Here is a 15,190-nt window from a genome sequence, read left to right as displayed (position 1 = left end):
CCTCGTTTTGCACCCAAAAAAGTATAAGCGCAGCACTGGCCATGCCAACTGCCAAACCGGCGATGTTTATAATGGTGAAACTTTTGTTTTTCAATAAGTTACGCCAGGTTATCTTTAAGTAGTTTTTGAACATAGGAATCCTCATTAAAAGGCAAATCTCAAGCTAACCCCTCCGCTTTAATCAAGCGGAGAGGTAGGCAGGAGGCACACTTAACTATATTAAATTAAACTAAAAGGTACGGTAGTTATACCATAATGTTCTCCATTACAGTTTGTCCATCCAACAGGCGGATAATACGGTGACTGTAACGGGCATCATGTTCAGAGTGGGTAACCATTATAATGGTAGTCCCTTGTTCGTTCAGGTCGGTTAGCAGTTCCATTACATCGTTACCGTTGCTGCTATCCAGGTTACCTGTTGGCTCATCCGCAAGGATCAGCTTTGGTTTGTTAACAACCGCACGGGCAATAGCCACACGCTGTTGCTGACCACCCGATAGTTGCTGCGGGTAGTGGTTACGGCGATGCATGATCTGCATTTTGTCAAGCACTTCTTCTACCCTTTTAACACGCTCTGACGCGCTTACGCCGGTGTAGATCAAAGGCAGTTCAACGTTTTCAAATACAGTTAACTCATCAATAAGGTTAAAGCTCTGGAAAACGAACCCGATGTTGTGCTTACGCAGATCGGCACGTTTACGCTCATTAAAATGAGCTACTTCGATACCGTTGAATACGTAGCTGCCTTCATCCGGATCATCCAGCATACCCAGGATGTTTAACAGGGTTGATTTACCGCAACCAGACGGGCCCATGATGGCCACAAATTCGCCGGTATCAACATGCATCGAAAGCTTGTTTAACGCGATGGTTTCTACCTCTTCGGTGCGGTAAAATTTCTCAAGTTCTGTAATTTTAATCATTTGGCCTCCCCAGCTTCCGTGCCTTCGCGCAGAAGCCTTTTTGTTAAATTGTGATTTATATTTTTTTTATGTTCAATTTCTCTTTATCTGTTTACAAGACGCATCTCTTACAAGAAGGTTACACGCCACTGCTACTTTTTCAGTACCAGTTCCTGTATGTCGCCGTAGTTCTCGTAGCTTGAGGTAATTACCTTGTCGCCCGGTTTTAAGCCCTTCAATAACTCATAGTTATCGGTATTATACCTGCCTATTTGTATGTCGGTTTTGTAAGCTGTTTTACCATCTTCGCTCACTTTAAAGATCCAGTTACCACCTGTTTGCTGGTAGAACCCACCTTTAGGTAGCAACAGCGCGGTTGTTTCATCACTTAAAGCTAAACGTATTTGCAGGGTTTGCCCTTTACGGATACCTTTTGGTACTTCGCCTTCAAATTGCATATCAACTTTAAAACGCCCGTTGGTAACCTGTGTATACACCTTTTTAATAACCAGTTTGTAGGTTTTATCGGCAAAGCTAAAATCACCTTTTAAGCCTGCATACACACGTGATAGGTAATGCTCTTCCACATCAACCTGTACTTTAAAGCCGTTTTGTGCATCCAATTGGCCCAGGTGCTCGCCTTTGTTTTTGTTTTGGCCAACCTCAGCATCCAAAGATGTTAACTGCCCGTCGATAGGTGCCCTTAAGGTTAAGCTGGAAACTTTTTTACGCATCAGCGTTAATGCCGATTTCATTTGCGCGTAGTGCTCCTGGGCTTGCAAATCCTGCTGTTTGATAAGAGCTGTATCCTGTTTTAAGATCTGGGTGGTTAAGCGTTTGCGGCGCAGGGCGTAATCGTAAGCGTTTTTGGCTGCCTGATATTCCTGCAAGCCGATAGCTTTTTGTTCGAAAAGCTTTTTATCAAGCAGGTAAATACGCTCTGCTTCTTTATAAGCGTTGTCAACATCGGCCATTTGATTAAGCTTGGTTATGGTATTTTGCTGAGCGTTGTTATGCGCTATCTGCATTTGTGTTTGCTCACCAAACACAGCCGACTCCTGTGTTGCCAGGTTTAGCTCTTCATCAATATTGCTTAGCTTTAAAATTGGGTCGCCTTTTTTTAGCATAGCACCATCATCCACAAATCTTTCTTCAACCTGCCCGCCTTCTACCGCGTCAAGGAATATCGTATTCAAAGGCATTACCACCCCGTTAACCGGAATAAATTCCTGGAAGGCGCCCTTTTTAACTTCGCTTATGGTGATACGCTCGGTATCAACGTTTAACTTGCTTTTGCCGGAGGTAAAAAATATGCTGCCGGCAACCAAAACCACAACACCCGCAATACCTGCTATGGTCATCAGGCGCTTAGTGCTCCATTTCTTTTTTTGTATAACTCTATCCACTGTGTTTAATAATATTTGGTAAATGAATACAAAAACACATGCCACAAATTAAACATCTGTATTTCAGTTAATTAAATACAAAAGCCAATATTGTACCGTACGCTTCTGTTACAGCAAGTGTTCGGTTATGATACAATGTATTTTTTGGCCCTGCAACCAACCATTCGCTAATCATAGTTGATAATCAATATTATACTTAATATAAGCTAAATGGTACGATATTTCGTATCAAAATATTAAATTGCAAGGGTTATATTAAGCACATTTGCGTGCTGCTAACCACCAACTCATTACCTTATATATACATGATACTTAAAAAAGCAACCGTTTTAATTGTTGATGACGACCCGGATGTACTTACGGCTGTTAAGTTATTACTTAAAACAGAAACCCAGGAAATTATAACCGAGAAAAACCCGGAGAATTTAAACTCGCTGCTGCAACGTAACCAGGTTGACCTTGTTTTGCTGGATATGAACTTTAACAGTGCCATTAATACAGGCAATGAAGGTATTTACTGGTTGCGTAAAATAAAGGAATGGAAGCCAAATATATGCGTTATAATGATAACCGCTTATGGCGATATAGATTTGGCGGTGCGCTCACTAAAAGAAGGTGCCAACGATTTTGTGGTAAAACCATGGCACAACGAAAAGCTGATAGACACTATCAAAGACCTGCTTGATAAAAAAGAGGACGGCGGCGGAAAATCAAACAAAGCATCAGCCAAAGGCACAGCCGGGCAAACCTCAATCCTGGGCGACTCGGAAGTGATGGAGGACATCTTCCATAAAGTAAACAAGATAGCCCCTACCGATGCCAATATCCTGATACTGGGCGAGAATGGTACGGGTAAGGATTTGATGGCCAAGGCTATTCACGAACGATCGTTACGTGCCGATAAACCTTTTGTAAAAGTGGATGTAGGCGCATTAACCGATTCGTTGTTTGAAAGCGAACTGTTTGGCCATAAAAAAGGTGCTTACACTGATGCCCGCGAAGACCGTATGGGCCGTTTTGAGGAAGCCGAAGGCGGCACTTTGTTTTTGGATGAGATAGGTAACATCAGCCTGCAGCAGCAAGCCAAACTTTTAACCGTTTTACAGAACAGGCAGGTTACGCGCCTGGGTACCAACAAAGCCATTGATATAAACATCCGCCTGATATGTGCTACCAATGTGCCCCTGCAAGACCTGGCCAACGAGAATAAATTCAGAAAGGATTTAATCTATCGTATTAACACGGTAGAGATAAATATGCCGCCTTTGCGCAAACGCGCCGAGGATATTGTTGTACTGGCCAAACATTTTGCCAAAATGTACAGCAATAAATATTTAAAACCTGCTGCTGATTTTGATAATACGGCATTAACCAAATTACGCAGCTACAGCTATCCCGGTAACGTACGCGAATTGCAATACACCATTGAGCGTGCCGTGATTATGGCGGACGACCCACTGCTTAAAGCTGATGACCTGATCTTCTCTGTGCTGGAATCGCCGGGAGAAAACATTATTAATGAGGACAATATCCAGTTAAGTACGCTTGAAAAAAACGCCATTTTACGCGTTATTGATAAGCATAACGGCAATATTACCCGTGCCGCAAAAGAATTAGGTTTAACCCGTACCGCCCTGTACCGCAGACTAAGCAAATATGATATTTAACCGTTACGAATGGCGGCTGGTGCTGCGTGTGCTTTTCCTGTTTATTGCTGTAACGGCTACCGTGCTGGCAGTGGTAAAAAGCGATGGTGTGCCTTTATATGCCGTTATAACCGTGCCGTTAGTGGTATATTCTGTGCTCGATCTGATCCGTTTTAATAAAAAGGCACAGGATGAGGTGAACCAGTTTGTAGAGTCTATCCACTACCGCGATTTTTCCAGGCATTTTGATGTGCGCAAAGCACCGAATGAATTAAAACCCCTGCGCAAAGGTTTTAACGATATAAACACCACCTTTAAACTCATTAGCCGCGAACGCGAAACACAGTATCATTATCTGCAAAAGATATTGGAGCTGGTAGATACCGGCATTTTAAGCTACGAGGAAGAAACCGGCGAGATCAGCTGGATAAATGAGGCTTTTAAATCGCTCATTAGCATCCCTTATTTAAAAACTATTCATTCACTCGAAAAACGGGAGCCTCTTTTATACAAAGATGTAGTAAAACTTAAACCGGGAGATGCTACCGTGCTAACCATAACCCGCGACCAGCAGCAGGTAAAAATGTTGGTTACCGCAAGCATTATGCGCAGCGACGAGAAGATGTATAAGCTTATTGCCTTTCAGAACGTGAGTGAGGCCCTGGACGAAACGGAATCAAAAGCATGGTCGAAGTTGTTGAACGTAATGACGCACGAGATCATGAACTCCGTTGCACCTATCTCTTCCCTTGCTGATACGCAGAAGAACCGCCTGCAAAGCCCGGAAATAGCTGATAGCATAGGCAGCAGTGATCTGGAAGATATCTCGCTTGGCATAGATACTATTAAACGCCGCAGCGAAGGCCTGCTTAAATTTACCGAAAGCTACCGTAGCCTTAATAAAATAACCAAGCTCGATCTGAACAAGCTATTGGTACGCAATATTTTCGAGAACCTGGCCAGCCTGATGCGACCGACACTCGAGAAAAAGAACATCGAACTGGAAATTATCCTGCGCGACCCAGCACTGTCCATAGCTGCAGATATAAACCTTTTAGACCAGGTAATGATAAACCTGCTGGTAAATGCCATTGAAGCGGTTAAAGACCGCGAGGAACCTCGCATAACCCTATCTGCTGAGGTGCAAAGCAATAACCGTACACTGGTAAAAGTTACCGATAACGGCCTGGGTATGCCGCCCGAACTGCTGGACAAGATCTTTATCCCATTCTTTAGCACCCGCAAAACGGGCAGCGGTATAGGCTTAAGCCTTTGTAAACAGATAATGCTGCTGCATAAAGGCAATATACAGGTACAATCTACAGAAGGTAAAGGGTCGGTGTTTATTTTGCAGTTTGCTAATAATTAGCCCCTAACCCCCTAAATGGGGAACTGAATTTAGAGTCATGGAGAATAATAAGCAAAACAATCCTACTCCCCCTTCAGGGGGCCGGGGGGCTAACATTTTCGCTATACCCGGCAGCCTGCGTGCAGGCTCATCAAACCATAAGGTTTTAAAGTTTATTGGCAGTTTACTTCCTGCGGATATCAGTTATCATATCTATGATGATTTAGCCACTATCCCTCCTTTCGACCCGGGTTTGGATGATGACACCCCGCCCGAACCGGTGACTGCGTTAAGACAAGCCATCACCAATGCGGGTGCCGTTATTATCTGTACACCTGAATATGCCTTTGGCATACCCGGGCAGTTAAAAAACGCGCTGGACTGGATGGTATCCAGCGCCTCATTTTCGGGCAAGCCAACAGCGCTGGTAACAGCATCAACCGGCGGCGAAAACGCTCATGCAGCCCTGCTAAAAGTATTGGGTGCTATTGATTGTAATATAATGGAAGGCGGTACCTTACTTATACCCTACATCCGCTCAAAAATGGATGCAGATGGAAGCATTACGGATAGCGATGTTGAAAGCAGTTTAAAAAATTTAACGTATAAACTACTGAAAGCCATCGCATAATAATTCTTATTTGCTAAATTGCTTTAAAATTAACCGCCATGAAAAAATCACTGCTAATACTGTTTGTTTTGTTTACCGTTAAATCGGGATTTGCCCAAACTGCCACCATGCCGGCAAGCGAAACTGTTTTGAAAGACGCCTACGCTAAAGCCGCCAAAGAGAATAAAAAAGTAATGCTCATATTCCACGCATCATGGTGTGGCTGGTGTAAAAAGATGGAAGCCTCGCTTAACGACCCGATGGTAAAGAAAATGTTTGACGATAACTATGTGATAGCCAAACTTGATGTTATGGAGCAACCCGCCAAAAAGAATCTGGAGAACCCGGGATCGTTAGAGGTGATGACAAAGCTTAAGGGTGAAAAATCGGGGCTGCCATTTTGGGTGGTGCTTGATGCAAAAGGCAAAGTTTTAGGCGACAGCCAGGTAAGGCCCGCGGGTGCATCATTAGATACCTATGGCGAAAATGTTGGCTGCCCGGCCAGTAAAGAAGAAGTAGCCTTTTTTACCAAATTACTAAAAGCTACGTCTAAACTGAATGACGGGCAATTAGCTATCATAGCCAATCGCTTTGCGCAAAACCAACCTGCACCGGCTGTTGCGCCAAAACCTGCTGCACCTGTTTCGCCGGCTACGGTTGGTTCTAAATAATAATTAATAGTCTATCCCCCCGTCATTGCGAGCGAAGCGTGGCAATCTTCGATAGAACAGTCGACTACATACATGTCGAAGATTGCTTCGTATCTCGCAATGACGATCAGATGGGTATGGCATCAATTCCTCGGGTGAAATTCAATTATGGTGCTCTTTAAATACTCCCTGTCAAGGTGGGTATAGATCTCTGTTGTAGTAATACTTTCGTGGCCCAGCATTTCCTGAACAGCACGCAGGTCGGCGCCCCCTTCAACCAGGTGGGTGGCAAAAGAATGGCGAAAAGTGTGCGGGCTAATGTCTTTCCGTAACCCTGTCAACTCCGCCAGCTGCTTCACCAGCATAAATATATAAACCCGGCTAAGCCTGCTACCCCGGCGGTTTAAAAATACCAGGTCTTCTTCGCCTTTTTTGATATCGATATGTACACGTACCTGCTCTGTCCAGATCTTAAGCGCCTTTAAGGCTTCGCCACCAATTGGGACTAATCGCTCTTTGCTGCCCTTGCCGGTTACTTTTATAAATTCTATATCGGGATGGACGTTAGATAGCTTTAGTTCCGTTAATTCAGATACGCGTAAACCACAACCATACATTACTTCTAAAATAGCTCTATTGCGCGTGCCCTCGGGTTTTGAAAGATCAATAGCGGCAATCATTTTATCAATATCATGAATACTCAGGGTGTCAGGCAGCTTGCGCTGGATCTTGGGCGTCTCTAATAATTCGGATGGATCAGCAGCGATCAGGTCTTCTATCAGCAGGTATTTATAGAAAGCTTTGATGCCCGATATAATACGCGATTGTGTAGACGGGATCATGCCCAACTCATTCACCCAGTTAATAAAACCGCGTAAATCATGTAAAGAAAATTCTGTAGGTGATTTTTTAGTTTCCTGTAAATCAGCATATTGGTACAGTTTTTCTAAATCATTACTATAAGCGTTGACAGAATTTGGCGCCAGCGAACGCTCAAGTTTTAAATAAGCTTTAAATCCTTTTATTGCCTTTGGCCAGTCCAATTGATTTTAGTTTTAATGATTTATAGTTAAGTTTGAACAAATGAATATACAAATTATAAACGGGCCAAATTTAAACCTGCTTGGCGTACGCGAAAAATCTATATACGGCAGTGCCGATTTTGAAAGCTACCTTGCCGAATTGCAAAAACATTTTACAAACATCACCATTAATTATTACCAAAGTAATGTTGAGGGCGAAATTATAAACAAACTGCACGAGGTTGGCTTTAGTTACGATGGCATTGTTTTGAATGCAGGTGCTTACACCCACACCTCTATAGCCATTGCCGATGCAATTGCGGCTATCAACGCCCCAACTATTGAAGTGCATATATCTAATGTTTACAAACGCGAAGAATTCAGGCATCACTCTATGTTGGCGGCAAGTTGCAAAGGCGTTATAGCGGGTTTTGGGATGCACTCTTACAGACTGGCTATTGAGAGCTTGTTGCTGAAATACTAAACATAAATACTAAACGCTAAAACCTAAATTCTAAATGAGGGTTTAAATGTTCAAGTAATACAATTCCCGCTAGCTATCGGGACGAAATACCCCTACAATGAATAATAAAGTATTTAAAATACTCCCCCTACTCCTGTTCATACTTACTTTATTTGTGGCCGATGGGTTTGCTCAAGGCAAACGAAAGCCCCAATCGGTACGCGATTCATTGCGCCGGGCCATTCTGCGTCGTGATTCGATGATGCGGACGTTCAAAAAATCCGATACATCAATCAACAACCTGCTGCAAAAGGTTGAGTATTACACTTCATCATTCAATCAGATCAAAACGAGCCTGTCGCGTAATATCGATACGGTTGATATTAGCCAAAAGCTTCCCTCTTTCGAGAGCCGTATCAGCCTTATCAAAAAACTGATTGATGACGACCGCTCAAGCACCCTGCGTTACCTGTATGCAATCCGTGATATACTTACCCGCAGCGATGACCAGCTGGACTTGTGGCAGGATAAACTGGCCGATATAAATACCAAACTGGTGCAAAACCAGAACGAGCTGGCCTCCATGGATAAGGATTCATCGTTAAAGATAATCCCGTCAGACAGTAGCCTGCGTAACACTTATTTTGCACAGAAGATAGCTTTAGAAAACAAACATTACCGCCTGGATACCACCAATAAAAAACTGTTACTTAAAGTTGGTTTACTGCAAAACCGCATCTCTTCGGTTTATATTTCGCTACTGGATCTGAAAGACCAGATAGATATCAAGATCCGCGAGTTTAGCATCCAGGCACTAAGCGACGAGGATAACAGCATTTGGGAAATGGATAAGAATGCGGAAAGCACCTTTGGCACGGCGCTTACCAAAACCGTAAGTATGAACACTAAGCTGTTCACCTTTTTCTTAACCCGCGATCCGTTCATCCATTTTTCGGGCTTGCTTATTTTAGTATTGTTCTTTAGCTGGATCTACACCAACAGGCGCAAAGTTTTACGGATTAAGGAGTCGCCGCAGGGGGTATTTAGCCATGCCAAATATGTATCGCTATACCCCATTACATCAGCCGTAATTGTAGCCTTTGCCATAGTACCCAATTTTTATGACCATCCGCCGGTTATCGTGCTCGAGCTATTTTTCCTGGTACTTATACTGGCTATACTTTACCTGGTTAAAAAAACATGCCCGCAAAAATTGTTTAGGTATCTGCGTATAATGTTCTGTCTGGCATTTGTTTATAGCTTTAGCAACCTGTTTGTAGAGGTATCAAACACCGATAGGGTTATTGTATTGATACTGGCGCTTATTGCAACAGTTGTAAGCTACCGCTTCTATAAAGAAGTAAAAAAAGCACCGGAAGATTATTTGCCTTATACCAGGATCATCCTTAAAATATTTATAGGGCTACAGGGCGTAGCTTTTGTACTAAATGTATTTGGCAGGGTTACCCTATCTAAAATAATTGGGGTTACAGCCGTATACAACTTATGGCTGGCTTTGGGCATGTACTACCTGGTGCAAATAATTATGCAAAGCCTGTTCCTGCAGTTAGAGGCCAATAAAAACAGCAATGGACTAAGCTCGTTTATTGATTTTAAACTGCTGCAAAATAAGTTCAGGAGCATTTTAACCATACTGGCAAGCGTGCTTTGGCTTATTATGCTTTTCCAGAATTTAAGTGTGGAAGATGCTGTATTTGACGGTTTAGGGAAATTCCTGACGGATAACCGCAGCCTGGGCGGCACCAACACAAGTTTTACTTTCCAAAGCATTATCATCTTCATCGCGGTTATCTGGCTATCGTCAGTAGCGGCGCGGATAATCAGTTACCTGTATGAGGTGGCCGGCAAAAACGCCAATGATATTGATGTACTGAAAAAGAAGAACCGTACATCTACCCTGCTGATAAAATTAGGTGTTTTTTCGGTTGGCTTCCTGCTGGCTATAGCGGCTTCGGGTTTCCCGCTGGATAAGATCACCATCATTATCAGTGCCTTTGGTATTGGCATCGGTTTTGGCTTGCAGAACATTGTAAACAACCTGGTATCGGGTTTGATACTGGCTTTTGAGAAACCGATACAGATAGGTGATATTATTGAAGTGGATAACCGATCGGGCACCATTATGGAAATTGGCATCCGTTCAAGTAAAATTGCTACCAGCGATGGCGCAGAAGTAATTATACCCAACGGCGACCTGATATCTCACCACGTGATCAACTGGACACTGAGCAACAACAACCGCCGTATCGAGCTGATCATCGGCGTGGCCTATGGTTCGGATATTGATAAGGTAAAAACGATACTAACCAATCTGTTAGCTAACCGCGATGAGATCATGGATAACCCGGCGCCATTGGTATTTGTGCATAATTTGAATGAGAACTCAGTAGACTTCCGTTTGCTGTTTTGGGCCGCTGATATCGGCACCTGGTTATCGCTTAAAAGCAACGTACTGACAGATATTTACGCCACATTTGATAAAGAAGGAATAGAGATCCCATTCCCGCAGCGCGACCTGCATTTAAGGCTCACCAACGAGCAACAGGAACTTTTTAAAAGGAAGAAGAAAAAGACACCGGCAGAGGAAACAGACACACCGCTTACAGATACCACAGATACCGATCTGCCGGATGCCGGTACAGAGCCAATAGCGCCTGATCAGTAAATATTGCTAATACGAAAATTGATTGTCAGTCTGAGCGTGTCGAAGACTTAAACGTTTGGCAAATGGTTCGACAAGCTCACCATGACATGGAAGCTTTCTGCGTCTTAGCGCCTTTGCGTGAAACAAAAATTAATGCAGGTCCTTCTCAACCAGATCAGTAAACTTTGTCTTCTTATCCACAAAGAAATCCCAAACAATGCTGCGCGTATAAACACCGCTGAGCGTTTTAAAATTAGTGCTGGCAGCCTGTTTCCGGTAAGCTTTCGACTTTTGACTTTTAACTTTTGACTTAAATAACCTGCGTACAAAATTCTGATGCGCCCGGCTGATCGCCCAGGCATCCTTGCGTTTGCCCTCCATTAAAAAGCGCAGCAATGCCAGCAGGTCCATCCAAAAGCGGAGGCCTATCACCCAAACAGCCCGCCAAAACGGTAAGTTGTTCTTCAGCAGCAACAAGTTGTTGCGGAAGTTAAGATATGTTTTAAAAGGGTTTTCGGCATTAAGTGTGCCGCCGCCTACGTGGTATACTACCGATTGCGGGCAGTACATCACCTTGTAGCCCATATTTTTTAACCGCCAGCACAGGTCAATCTCTTCCATGTGGGCAAAAAAGGTTTCATCAAAACCGCCGGCCAAGTCCCAAAGGTGCTTTTTAATGAACATGGCCGCACCCGACGCCCAGAACACCTCACCCGCTTGCTCGTATTGGCCCTTATCCTCCTCTATATCGTAAAATATCCGGCCGCGGCAAAAAGGATAGCCAAACTTATCAATAAAGCCACCAGCGGCCCCTGCGTGCTCAAAATGGGTTTGGTTATGGTATGCTTTTATCTTGGGAGCGGCGGCGGCTATCCGCTCGTCGGTTTCCATAAGTGCTATAACGGGTTCTATCCAGTTGGGCTGCACTTCCACGTCCGAGTTTAGCAGGATGTAGTAATCAGCATCAACCTGTGCCAGCACACGGTTATAGCCGCCTGTAAAGCCGTAGTTATCGTTATTTTCAATGATCCTTACCGATGGGTAATTCTCCCGCAAAAAAGCAACCGAATCATCTGATGAAGCGTTATCGCCCACCACAATATCCAGGTTGGGCCAGGTAGAGGCCAGTACATACGGCAAAAAATCGCGGAGGTATTTAACGCCGTTCCAGTTTAATATTACAACGGCTACCTTGGGTGTGTTCATCATCTGTTAAAAATCCTCTGGCTTATATTTCCACCTGCGGTGGCTCCAAAGCCAGTATTGCGGGTTTTCCTGTATCATTTTTTCGAGGTAGTGCACATGCGCCTCGGTTATCTCGTGGTCGGTAGTTTGTTTGGGCTGCTCAATCAGCGGCACTAGTGTATAGGTATAATAACCACGTTTAACCCTGTCTATCCTGTAAAATAATACTACGGCATCCATCATTTTGGCCAGTTTTTCAATCCCCAGGAAAACTGCTGTAGGCTGGTTCAAAAAATTGGTAAAATAGTTTATTTCATGATAGTTTGGGGTTTGGTCGCTTACCAGCACGCTAAAAGTAAGTTCGTTTTTAAACGCTATCATGGTACGCAGGGTTTGCCTCATGGCCACCAGTATGGCCCCAAAACGTGCCCTAACCCGGTTAAACATATCGTTAAAGACCTCGTTGGTTTGGGGTTTGTAAACAATAATGCGCTTTTCGGTAGTTAACAAGCCAAAGGCCAGCGCGGCCATTTCCCAGTTGCAGTAATGCCCGGCTGCGGCAATAATGCTCCTGCCCTGCTTAAAATAATGGTTAACCAGTTCGGGGTTGGTGGGTTTCATACGCTTCCGCAGCGATTTCTCACTCACCGTTATCATCTTAATGGTTTCCATCATCAGGTCGGCCATGTAGCGGTAATAGCGGCGCTCAATTTGCTTGCGTTCGGCCTCGCTCCTTTCAGGGAACGAGTTCTTCAGGTTTGTACTAACCACATCGCGCCGGTAGCGGATAATGTAGTACAAAAACAGGAAAATAACATCGGCTACGCCGTATAAAAACCAAAACGGCAACAGCGATACCAGGTATAAAAAAAATATACCCGTATTTAAAGCCGCTTTTCTTAACATTTTTCCCAATTTTGCCACAAACATAAAAAATATATATGATTGAGAACGGAGCTGTTTTACCTATGTTTTACCTGCCACCGGTAGATTATTTCACAAAGCTTACCGCTTTTAAGCCGGATGTGGTGTTTGAACAGGAGGAACATTTCCCAAAACAAACCTACCGTAACCGGGCAAACATCTATTCGCCCGATGGTGTGCAAACCCTTACCGTGCCTATTGTAAAAGGCTCAAAAAACCATACCAAAACAAAAGACGTTAGGATAAGCTATGATTTTAGGTGGCAGCGCGCGCACTGGATGGGTTTACAAACCTGTTACCGCCGCTCGGCTTATTTTGAGTATTACGAGGATGATTTTGCACCGTTCTACGAAAAGCAACCTGTCTTTCTGCTCGATTATAACACCCAACTGCTGGAGTTATTGTTTCGCCTGCTAAAAATAAAGCAGCATATATCCTTTACCGATACCTACGAAGCCGGCTACCCTAACCTAACCGATCTGCGAAACGCCTTCAGCGCTAAAAACATACCGGACGCTGAACAAAAGCCCTATTTTCAGGTTTTTGAAGAGCGTGAGGGTTTTTTAAAGAACCTGAGCATTGTAGATCTGTTATTTAACCAGGGGCCGCAGGCTGTAAATTATTTGTAATGGCAAATTATACCAAGCGTGTAAAGTATAAAAAACACAAACGTCACATCAATGTGGGGGCACGCCCCGGTTCTATCATTATCCCCGATGATGCCCTCCCGCCGCAAATAACCATCTTTTCCTTTAACCAGGACGACCTGCAAACCAGCAAGGGTAAGGACATGAAAACCATTACCCAGCAAATTGCCAAATGCACCGACCACACCCACTGGATAAAAATTAACGGCCTGGGCGATGCACAGCTGATTGAGGATATAGGCATTTTTTTGGGTATAAACCAGCTGGTATTGGAGGATGTGGTGAACACCCACCAGCGCCCCAAGTTTGATGAGTACGACGGTTACGTGTTTGGCACCAGCCGCATCATTTATTTTAACAGCGAAAACGAACTGGTGAACTGCCAGTTTAGCGGGATAGTTAAAGACAACATCATCATTAGCTTTGAGGAGAGCCACCGCGATTACTTTGATGTGGTTACGACCCGTTTAAAAGCAGGTAAAGGCACCATTCGTACCGGCGGGCCGGGTTATATATTTTATGCCCTTACCGATACCATACTGGATAATTACTTTGTACTGCTATCGCAGCTGGGCGATATGATAGACCAAACCGAGGACAAACTTTACCAAAGCCCCGATAAAACCATCATGTTTGACGCGCAGCAACTAAAGCGCACGCTCATCACCATTAGGCGCGCCTGCTGGCCCGAGCGCGATAAGATAAATGACATGATCCGCAGCGAAAGCCCGGAGATTACCAAAGATATCAAACTGTTTTTACGCGATGCCTACGACCATTGCATCCAGGCCATGGATATGGTGGAAAGCTATAAGGAGGTTACCAGCAGCATTATAGACCTGTACCTGAGCATGGTGAGCAACCGCATGAACGAGATCATGAAGGTACTGACCATTATCTCCGTTATTTTTATCCCCCTAACCTTTATTGCCGGAATCTACGGGATGAATTTTAGCAGGCAAGACGACCATGGCCATGTGATAAGAGATAATATGCCCGAACTGTACGTACAACATGGCTACGTTTACGCCCTTATCGGGATGTTTCTGATCGGTTTGTTCCAGTTGTTTATCTTCTGGAAAAAGGGCTGGTTCAATAAGCTGTAAGTTTCCACCAATCTCACCACGTTGTCATTTCGAACGAGGTACGAGGAGAAATCTTGTTCGATAAGCAAGGCGAACTTTGCCTGATGAACAAGTTTTCTCCTCATCCCCACGCGCTAACCCTCACCTGTTCGTTCGAAATGACAGGGTGGTAAAACGAATTGGACAAAAAATGCTAAGATTGTAGCAAGGAGAACCGACCGTAGGGAGCTCATCGCAGATAAATCTTTTATAACAGACCTCCCCGCCCTGTCATTTCGAACGAGGTACGAGGAGAAATCTTGTTCATTATGCAATGTCGCAACCCGGCATTTCGAACAAGATTTCTCCTCACCCCCACGCGCCAACCCTCACCTGTTCGTTCGAAATGACAGGGTGGTAAAACAATGAGGACTAAAACGGCGAAATACCGGGTAAAGGAATACATGTTTCCCTAATAAATACTAAAAATATTAGTAATCCTAATACTCTTTTCATAATTTTGAAAAAAGAAAAAGCTATGGATGAGATGAAAAAGATAAGTGAGCAACGCCTTGCCCTGCTGCTGGATGCCATGGAACAGTTGCACGATATGCGCATTAAAATGGCCCTGTTTGAAAACCAAAACTACCAAAAGCTT

Annotated in this window: 13 protein-coding genes; 8 read left to right on the top strand and 5 right to left on the bottom strand. The window is 44.0% G+C overall.

Annotation, left to right across the window (positions count from 1 at the left end):
• Nucleotides 1-245: 245 nt before the first annotated feature.
• Together WC615_RS18075 and WC615_RS18070 are read right to left on the bottom strand one after the other, a co-directional pair.
• Nucleotides 246-923 carry an ABC transporter ATP-binding protein gene (locus WC615_RS18075; protein WP_191174837.1) on the bottom strand — a complete coding sequence of 226 codons (678 nt, stop codon included), beginning with the start codon at nucleotides 921-923 and terminating at the stop codon, nucleotides 246-248.
• Between the two features lie 131 nt (nucleotides 924-1,054).
• Entirely contained in the window at nucleotides 1,055-2,308 is a 1,254-nt protein-coding gene (locus WC615_RS18070) for an efflux RND transporter periplasmic adaptor subunit (protein WP_191174838.1), read from the bottom strand.
• A 305-nt stretch (nucleotides 2,309-2,613) separates the two neighbouring features.
• On the opposite strand from WC615_RS18070, the gene WC615_RS18065 reads away from it, so the two are divergent.
• The 4 genes from WC615_RS18065 to WC615_RS18050 are packed head-to-tail and all read left to right on the top strand — an operon-like array spanning nucleotide 2,614 to nucleotide 6,583.
• Entirely contained in the window at nucleotides 2,614-3,975 is a 1,362-nt protein-coding gene (locus WC615_RS18065; protein ID WP_191174839.1) for a sigma-54 dependent transcriptional regulator, read from the top strand.
• Entirely contained in the window at nucleotides 3,965-5,323 is a 1,359-nt protein-coding gene (locus WC615_RS18060; protein ID WP_372979471.1) for a PAS domain-containing sensor histidine kinase, read from the top strand. The genes WC615_RS18065 and WC615_RS18060 overlap by 11 nt, the downstream gene beginning before the upstream one ends.
• 37 nt (nucleotides 5,324-5,360) lie before the next feature.
• Nucleotides 5,361-5,933: an NADPH-dependent FMN reductase gene (locus WC615_RS18055; RefSeq protein WP_372979470.1), complete on the top strand. Its 573-nt coding sequence runs from the start codon at nucleotides 5,361-5,363 to the stop codon at nucleotides 5,931-5,933.
• A 38-nt stretch (nucleotides 5,934-5,971) separates the two neighbouring features.
• Nucleotides 5,972-6,583 (top strand): thioredoxin family protein, encoded by a 612-nt coding sequence (locus tag WC615_RS18050; protein ID WP_372979469.1) that lies wholly within the window; start codon nucleotides 5,972-5,974, stop codon nucleotides 6,581-6,583.
• Nucleotides 6,584-6,705: 122 nt separating this feature from the next.
• Here the strand turns inward: WC615_RS18050 and xerD are convergent, their stop codons facing one another.
• Entirely contained in the window at nucleotides 6,706-7,605 is a 900-nt protein-coding gene (xerD, locus tag WC615_RS18045) for a site-specific tyrosine recombinase XerD (RefSeq protein WP_372979468.1), read from the bottom strand.
• A gap of 40 nt (nucleotides 7,606-7,645) precedes the next feature.
• Between xerD and aroQ the strand changes: the two genes are divergently transcribed.
• Both aroQ and WC615_RS18035 read left to right on the top strand, forming a co-directional pair.
• Nucleotides 7,646-8,068, top strand: coding sequence for a type II 3-dehydroquinate dehydratase (gene aroQ, locus WC615_RS18040; protein WP_372979467.1), 423 nt, complete (start codon nucleotides 7,646-7,648; stop codon nucleotides 8,066-8,068).
• 97 nt (nucleotides 8,069-8,165) lie between these two features.
• Nucleotides 8,166-10,733 carry a mechanosensitive ion channel family protein gene (locus tag WC615_RS18035; protein WP_372979466.1) on the top strand — a complete coding sequence of 856 codons (2,568 nt, stop codon included), beginning with the start codon at nucleotides 8,166-8,168 and terminating at the stop codon, nucleotides 10,731-10,733.
• A gap of 129 nt (nucleotides 10,734-10,862) precedes the next feature.
• Here the strand turns inward: WC615_RS18035 and WC615_RS18030 are convergent, their stop codons facing one another.
• Together WC615_RS18030 and WC615_RS18025 are read right to left on the bottom strand one after the other, a co-directional pair.
• Entirely contained in the window at nucleotides 10,863-11,918 is a 1,056-nt protein-coding gene (locus WC615_RS18030; RefSeq protein ID WP_372979472.1) for a glycosyltransferase family 2 protein, read from the bottom strand.
• 6 nt (nucleotides 11,919-11,924) lie between these two features.
• The gene (locus WC615_RS18025; protein ID WP_372979465.1) at nucleotides 11,925-12,803 is read right to left on the bottom strand and encodes a lysophospholipid acyltransferase family protein; all 879 of its coding nucleotides are present in this window, start codon (nucleotides 12,801-12,803) and stop codon (nucleotides 11,925-11,927) included.
• A 35-nt stretch (nucleotides 12,804-12,838) separates the two neighbouring features.
• Between WC615_RS18025 and WC615_RS18020 the strand changes: the two genes are divergently transcribed.
• Together WC615_RS18020 and corA are read left to right on the top strand one after the other, a co-directional pair.
• Nucleotides 12,839-13,450, top strand: a complete 612-nt coding sequence (locus WC615_RS18020) for a WbqC family protein (RefSeq protein WP_372979464.1) — start codon at nucleotides 12,839-12,841, stop codon at nucleotides 13,448-13,450.
• On the top strand, nucleotides 13,450-14,574 hold the full coding sequence (gene corA, locus WC615_RS18015; protein ID WP_372979463.1) for a magnesium/cobalt transporter CorA: 1,125 nt from the start codon (nucleotides 13,450-13,452) through the stop codon (nucleotides 14,572-14,574). The genes WC615_RS18020 and corA overlap by 1 nt, the downstream gene beginning before the upstream one ends.
• The last annotated feature ends 616 nt before the right edge of the window (nucleotides 14,575-15,190 follow it).

It is taken from the genome of Mucilaginibacter sp. (assembly GCF_041663085.1).
Lineage (GTDB): Bacteria > Bacteroidota > Bacteroidia > Sphingobacteriales > Sphingobacteriaceae > Mucilaginibacter.
Note: the sequence above shows the minus strand (reverse complement) of the source record. Positions and strands in the feature narration are given on the sequence as shown.

What these genes read in the sequence shown, in the direction of transcription:
- aroQ (WP_372979467.1), top strand. Translation starts at nt 7,646, where the DNA reads ATGAATATACAAATTATAAACGGGCCAAATTTAAACCTGCTTGGCGTA.
- WC615_RS18025 (WP_372979465.1), bottom strand. Translation starts at nt 12,803, where the DNA reads ATGTTAAGAAAAGCGGCTTTAAATACGGGTATATTTTTTTTATACCTG.
- WC615_RS18075 (WP_191174837.1), bottom strand. Translation starts at nt 923, where the DNA reads ATGATTAAAATTACAGAACTTGAGAAATTTTACCGCACCGAAGAGGTA.
- WC615_RS18055 (WP_372979470.1), top strand. Translation starts at nt 5,361, where the DNA reads ATGGAGAATAATAAGCAAAACAATCCTACTCCCCCTTCAGGGGGCCGG.
- corA (WP_372979463.1), top strand. Translation starts at nt 13,450, where the DNA reads ATGGCAAATTATACCAAGCGTGTAAAGTATAAAAAACACAAACGTCAC.
- WC615_RS18020 (WP_372979464.1), top strand. Translation starts at nt 12,839, where the DNA reads ATGATTGAGAACGGAGCTGTTTTACCTATGTTTTACCTGCCACCGGTA.
- WC615_RS18030 (WP_372979472.1), bottom strand. Translation starts at nt 11,918, where the DNA reads ATGAACACACCCAAGGTAGCCGTTGTAATATTAAACTGGAACGGCGTT.
- WC615_RS18060 (WP_372979471.1), top strand. Translation starts at nt 3,965, where the DNA reads ATGATATTTAACCGTTACGAATGGCGGCTGGTGCTGCGTGTGCTTTTC.
- WC615_RS18035 (WP_372979466.1), top strand. Translation starts at nt 8,166, where the DNA reads ATGAATAATAAAGTATTTAAAATACTCCCCCTACTCCTGTTCATACTT.
- WC615_RS18050 (WP_372979469.1), top strand. Translation starts at nt 5,972, where the DNA reads ATGAAAAAATCACTGCTAATACTGTTTGTTTTGTTTACCGTTAAATCG.
- WC615_RS18065 (WP_191174839.1), top strand. Translation starts at nt 2,614, where the DNA reads ATGATACTTAAAAAAGCAACCGTTTTAATTGTTGATGACGACCCGGAT.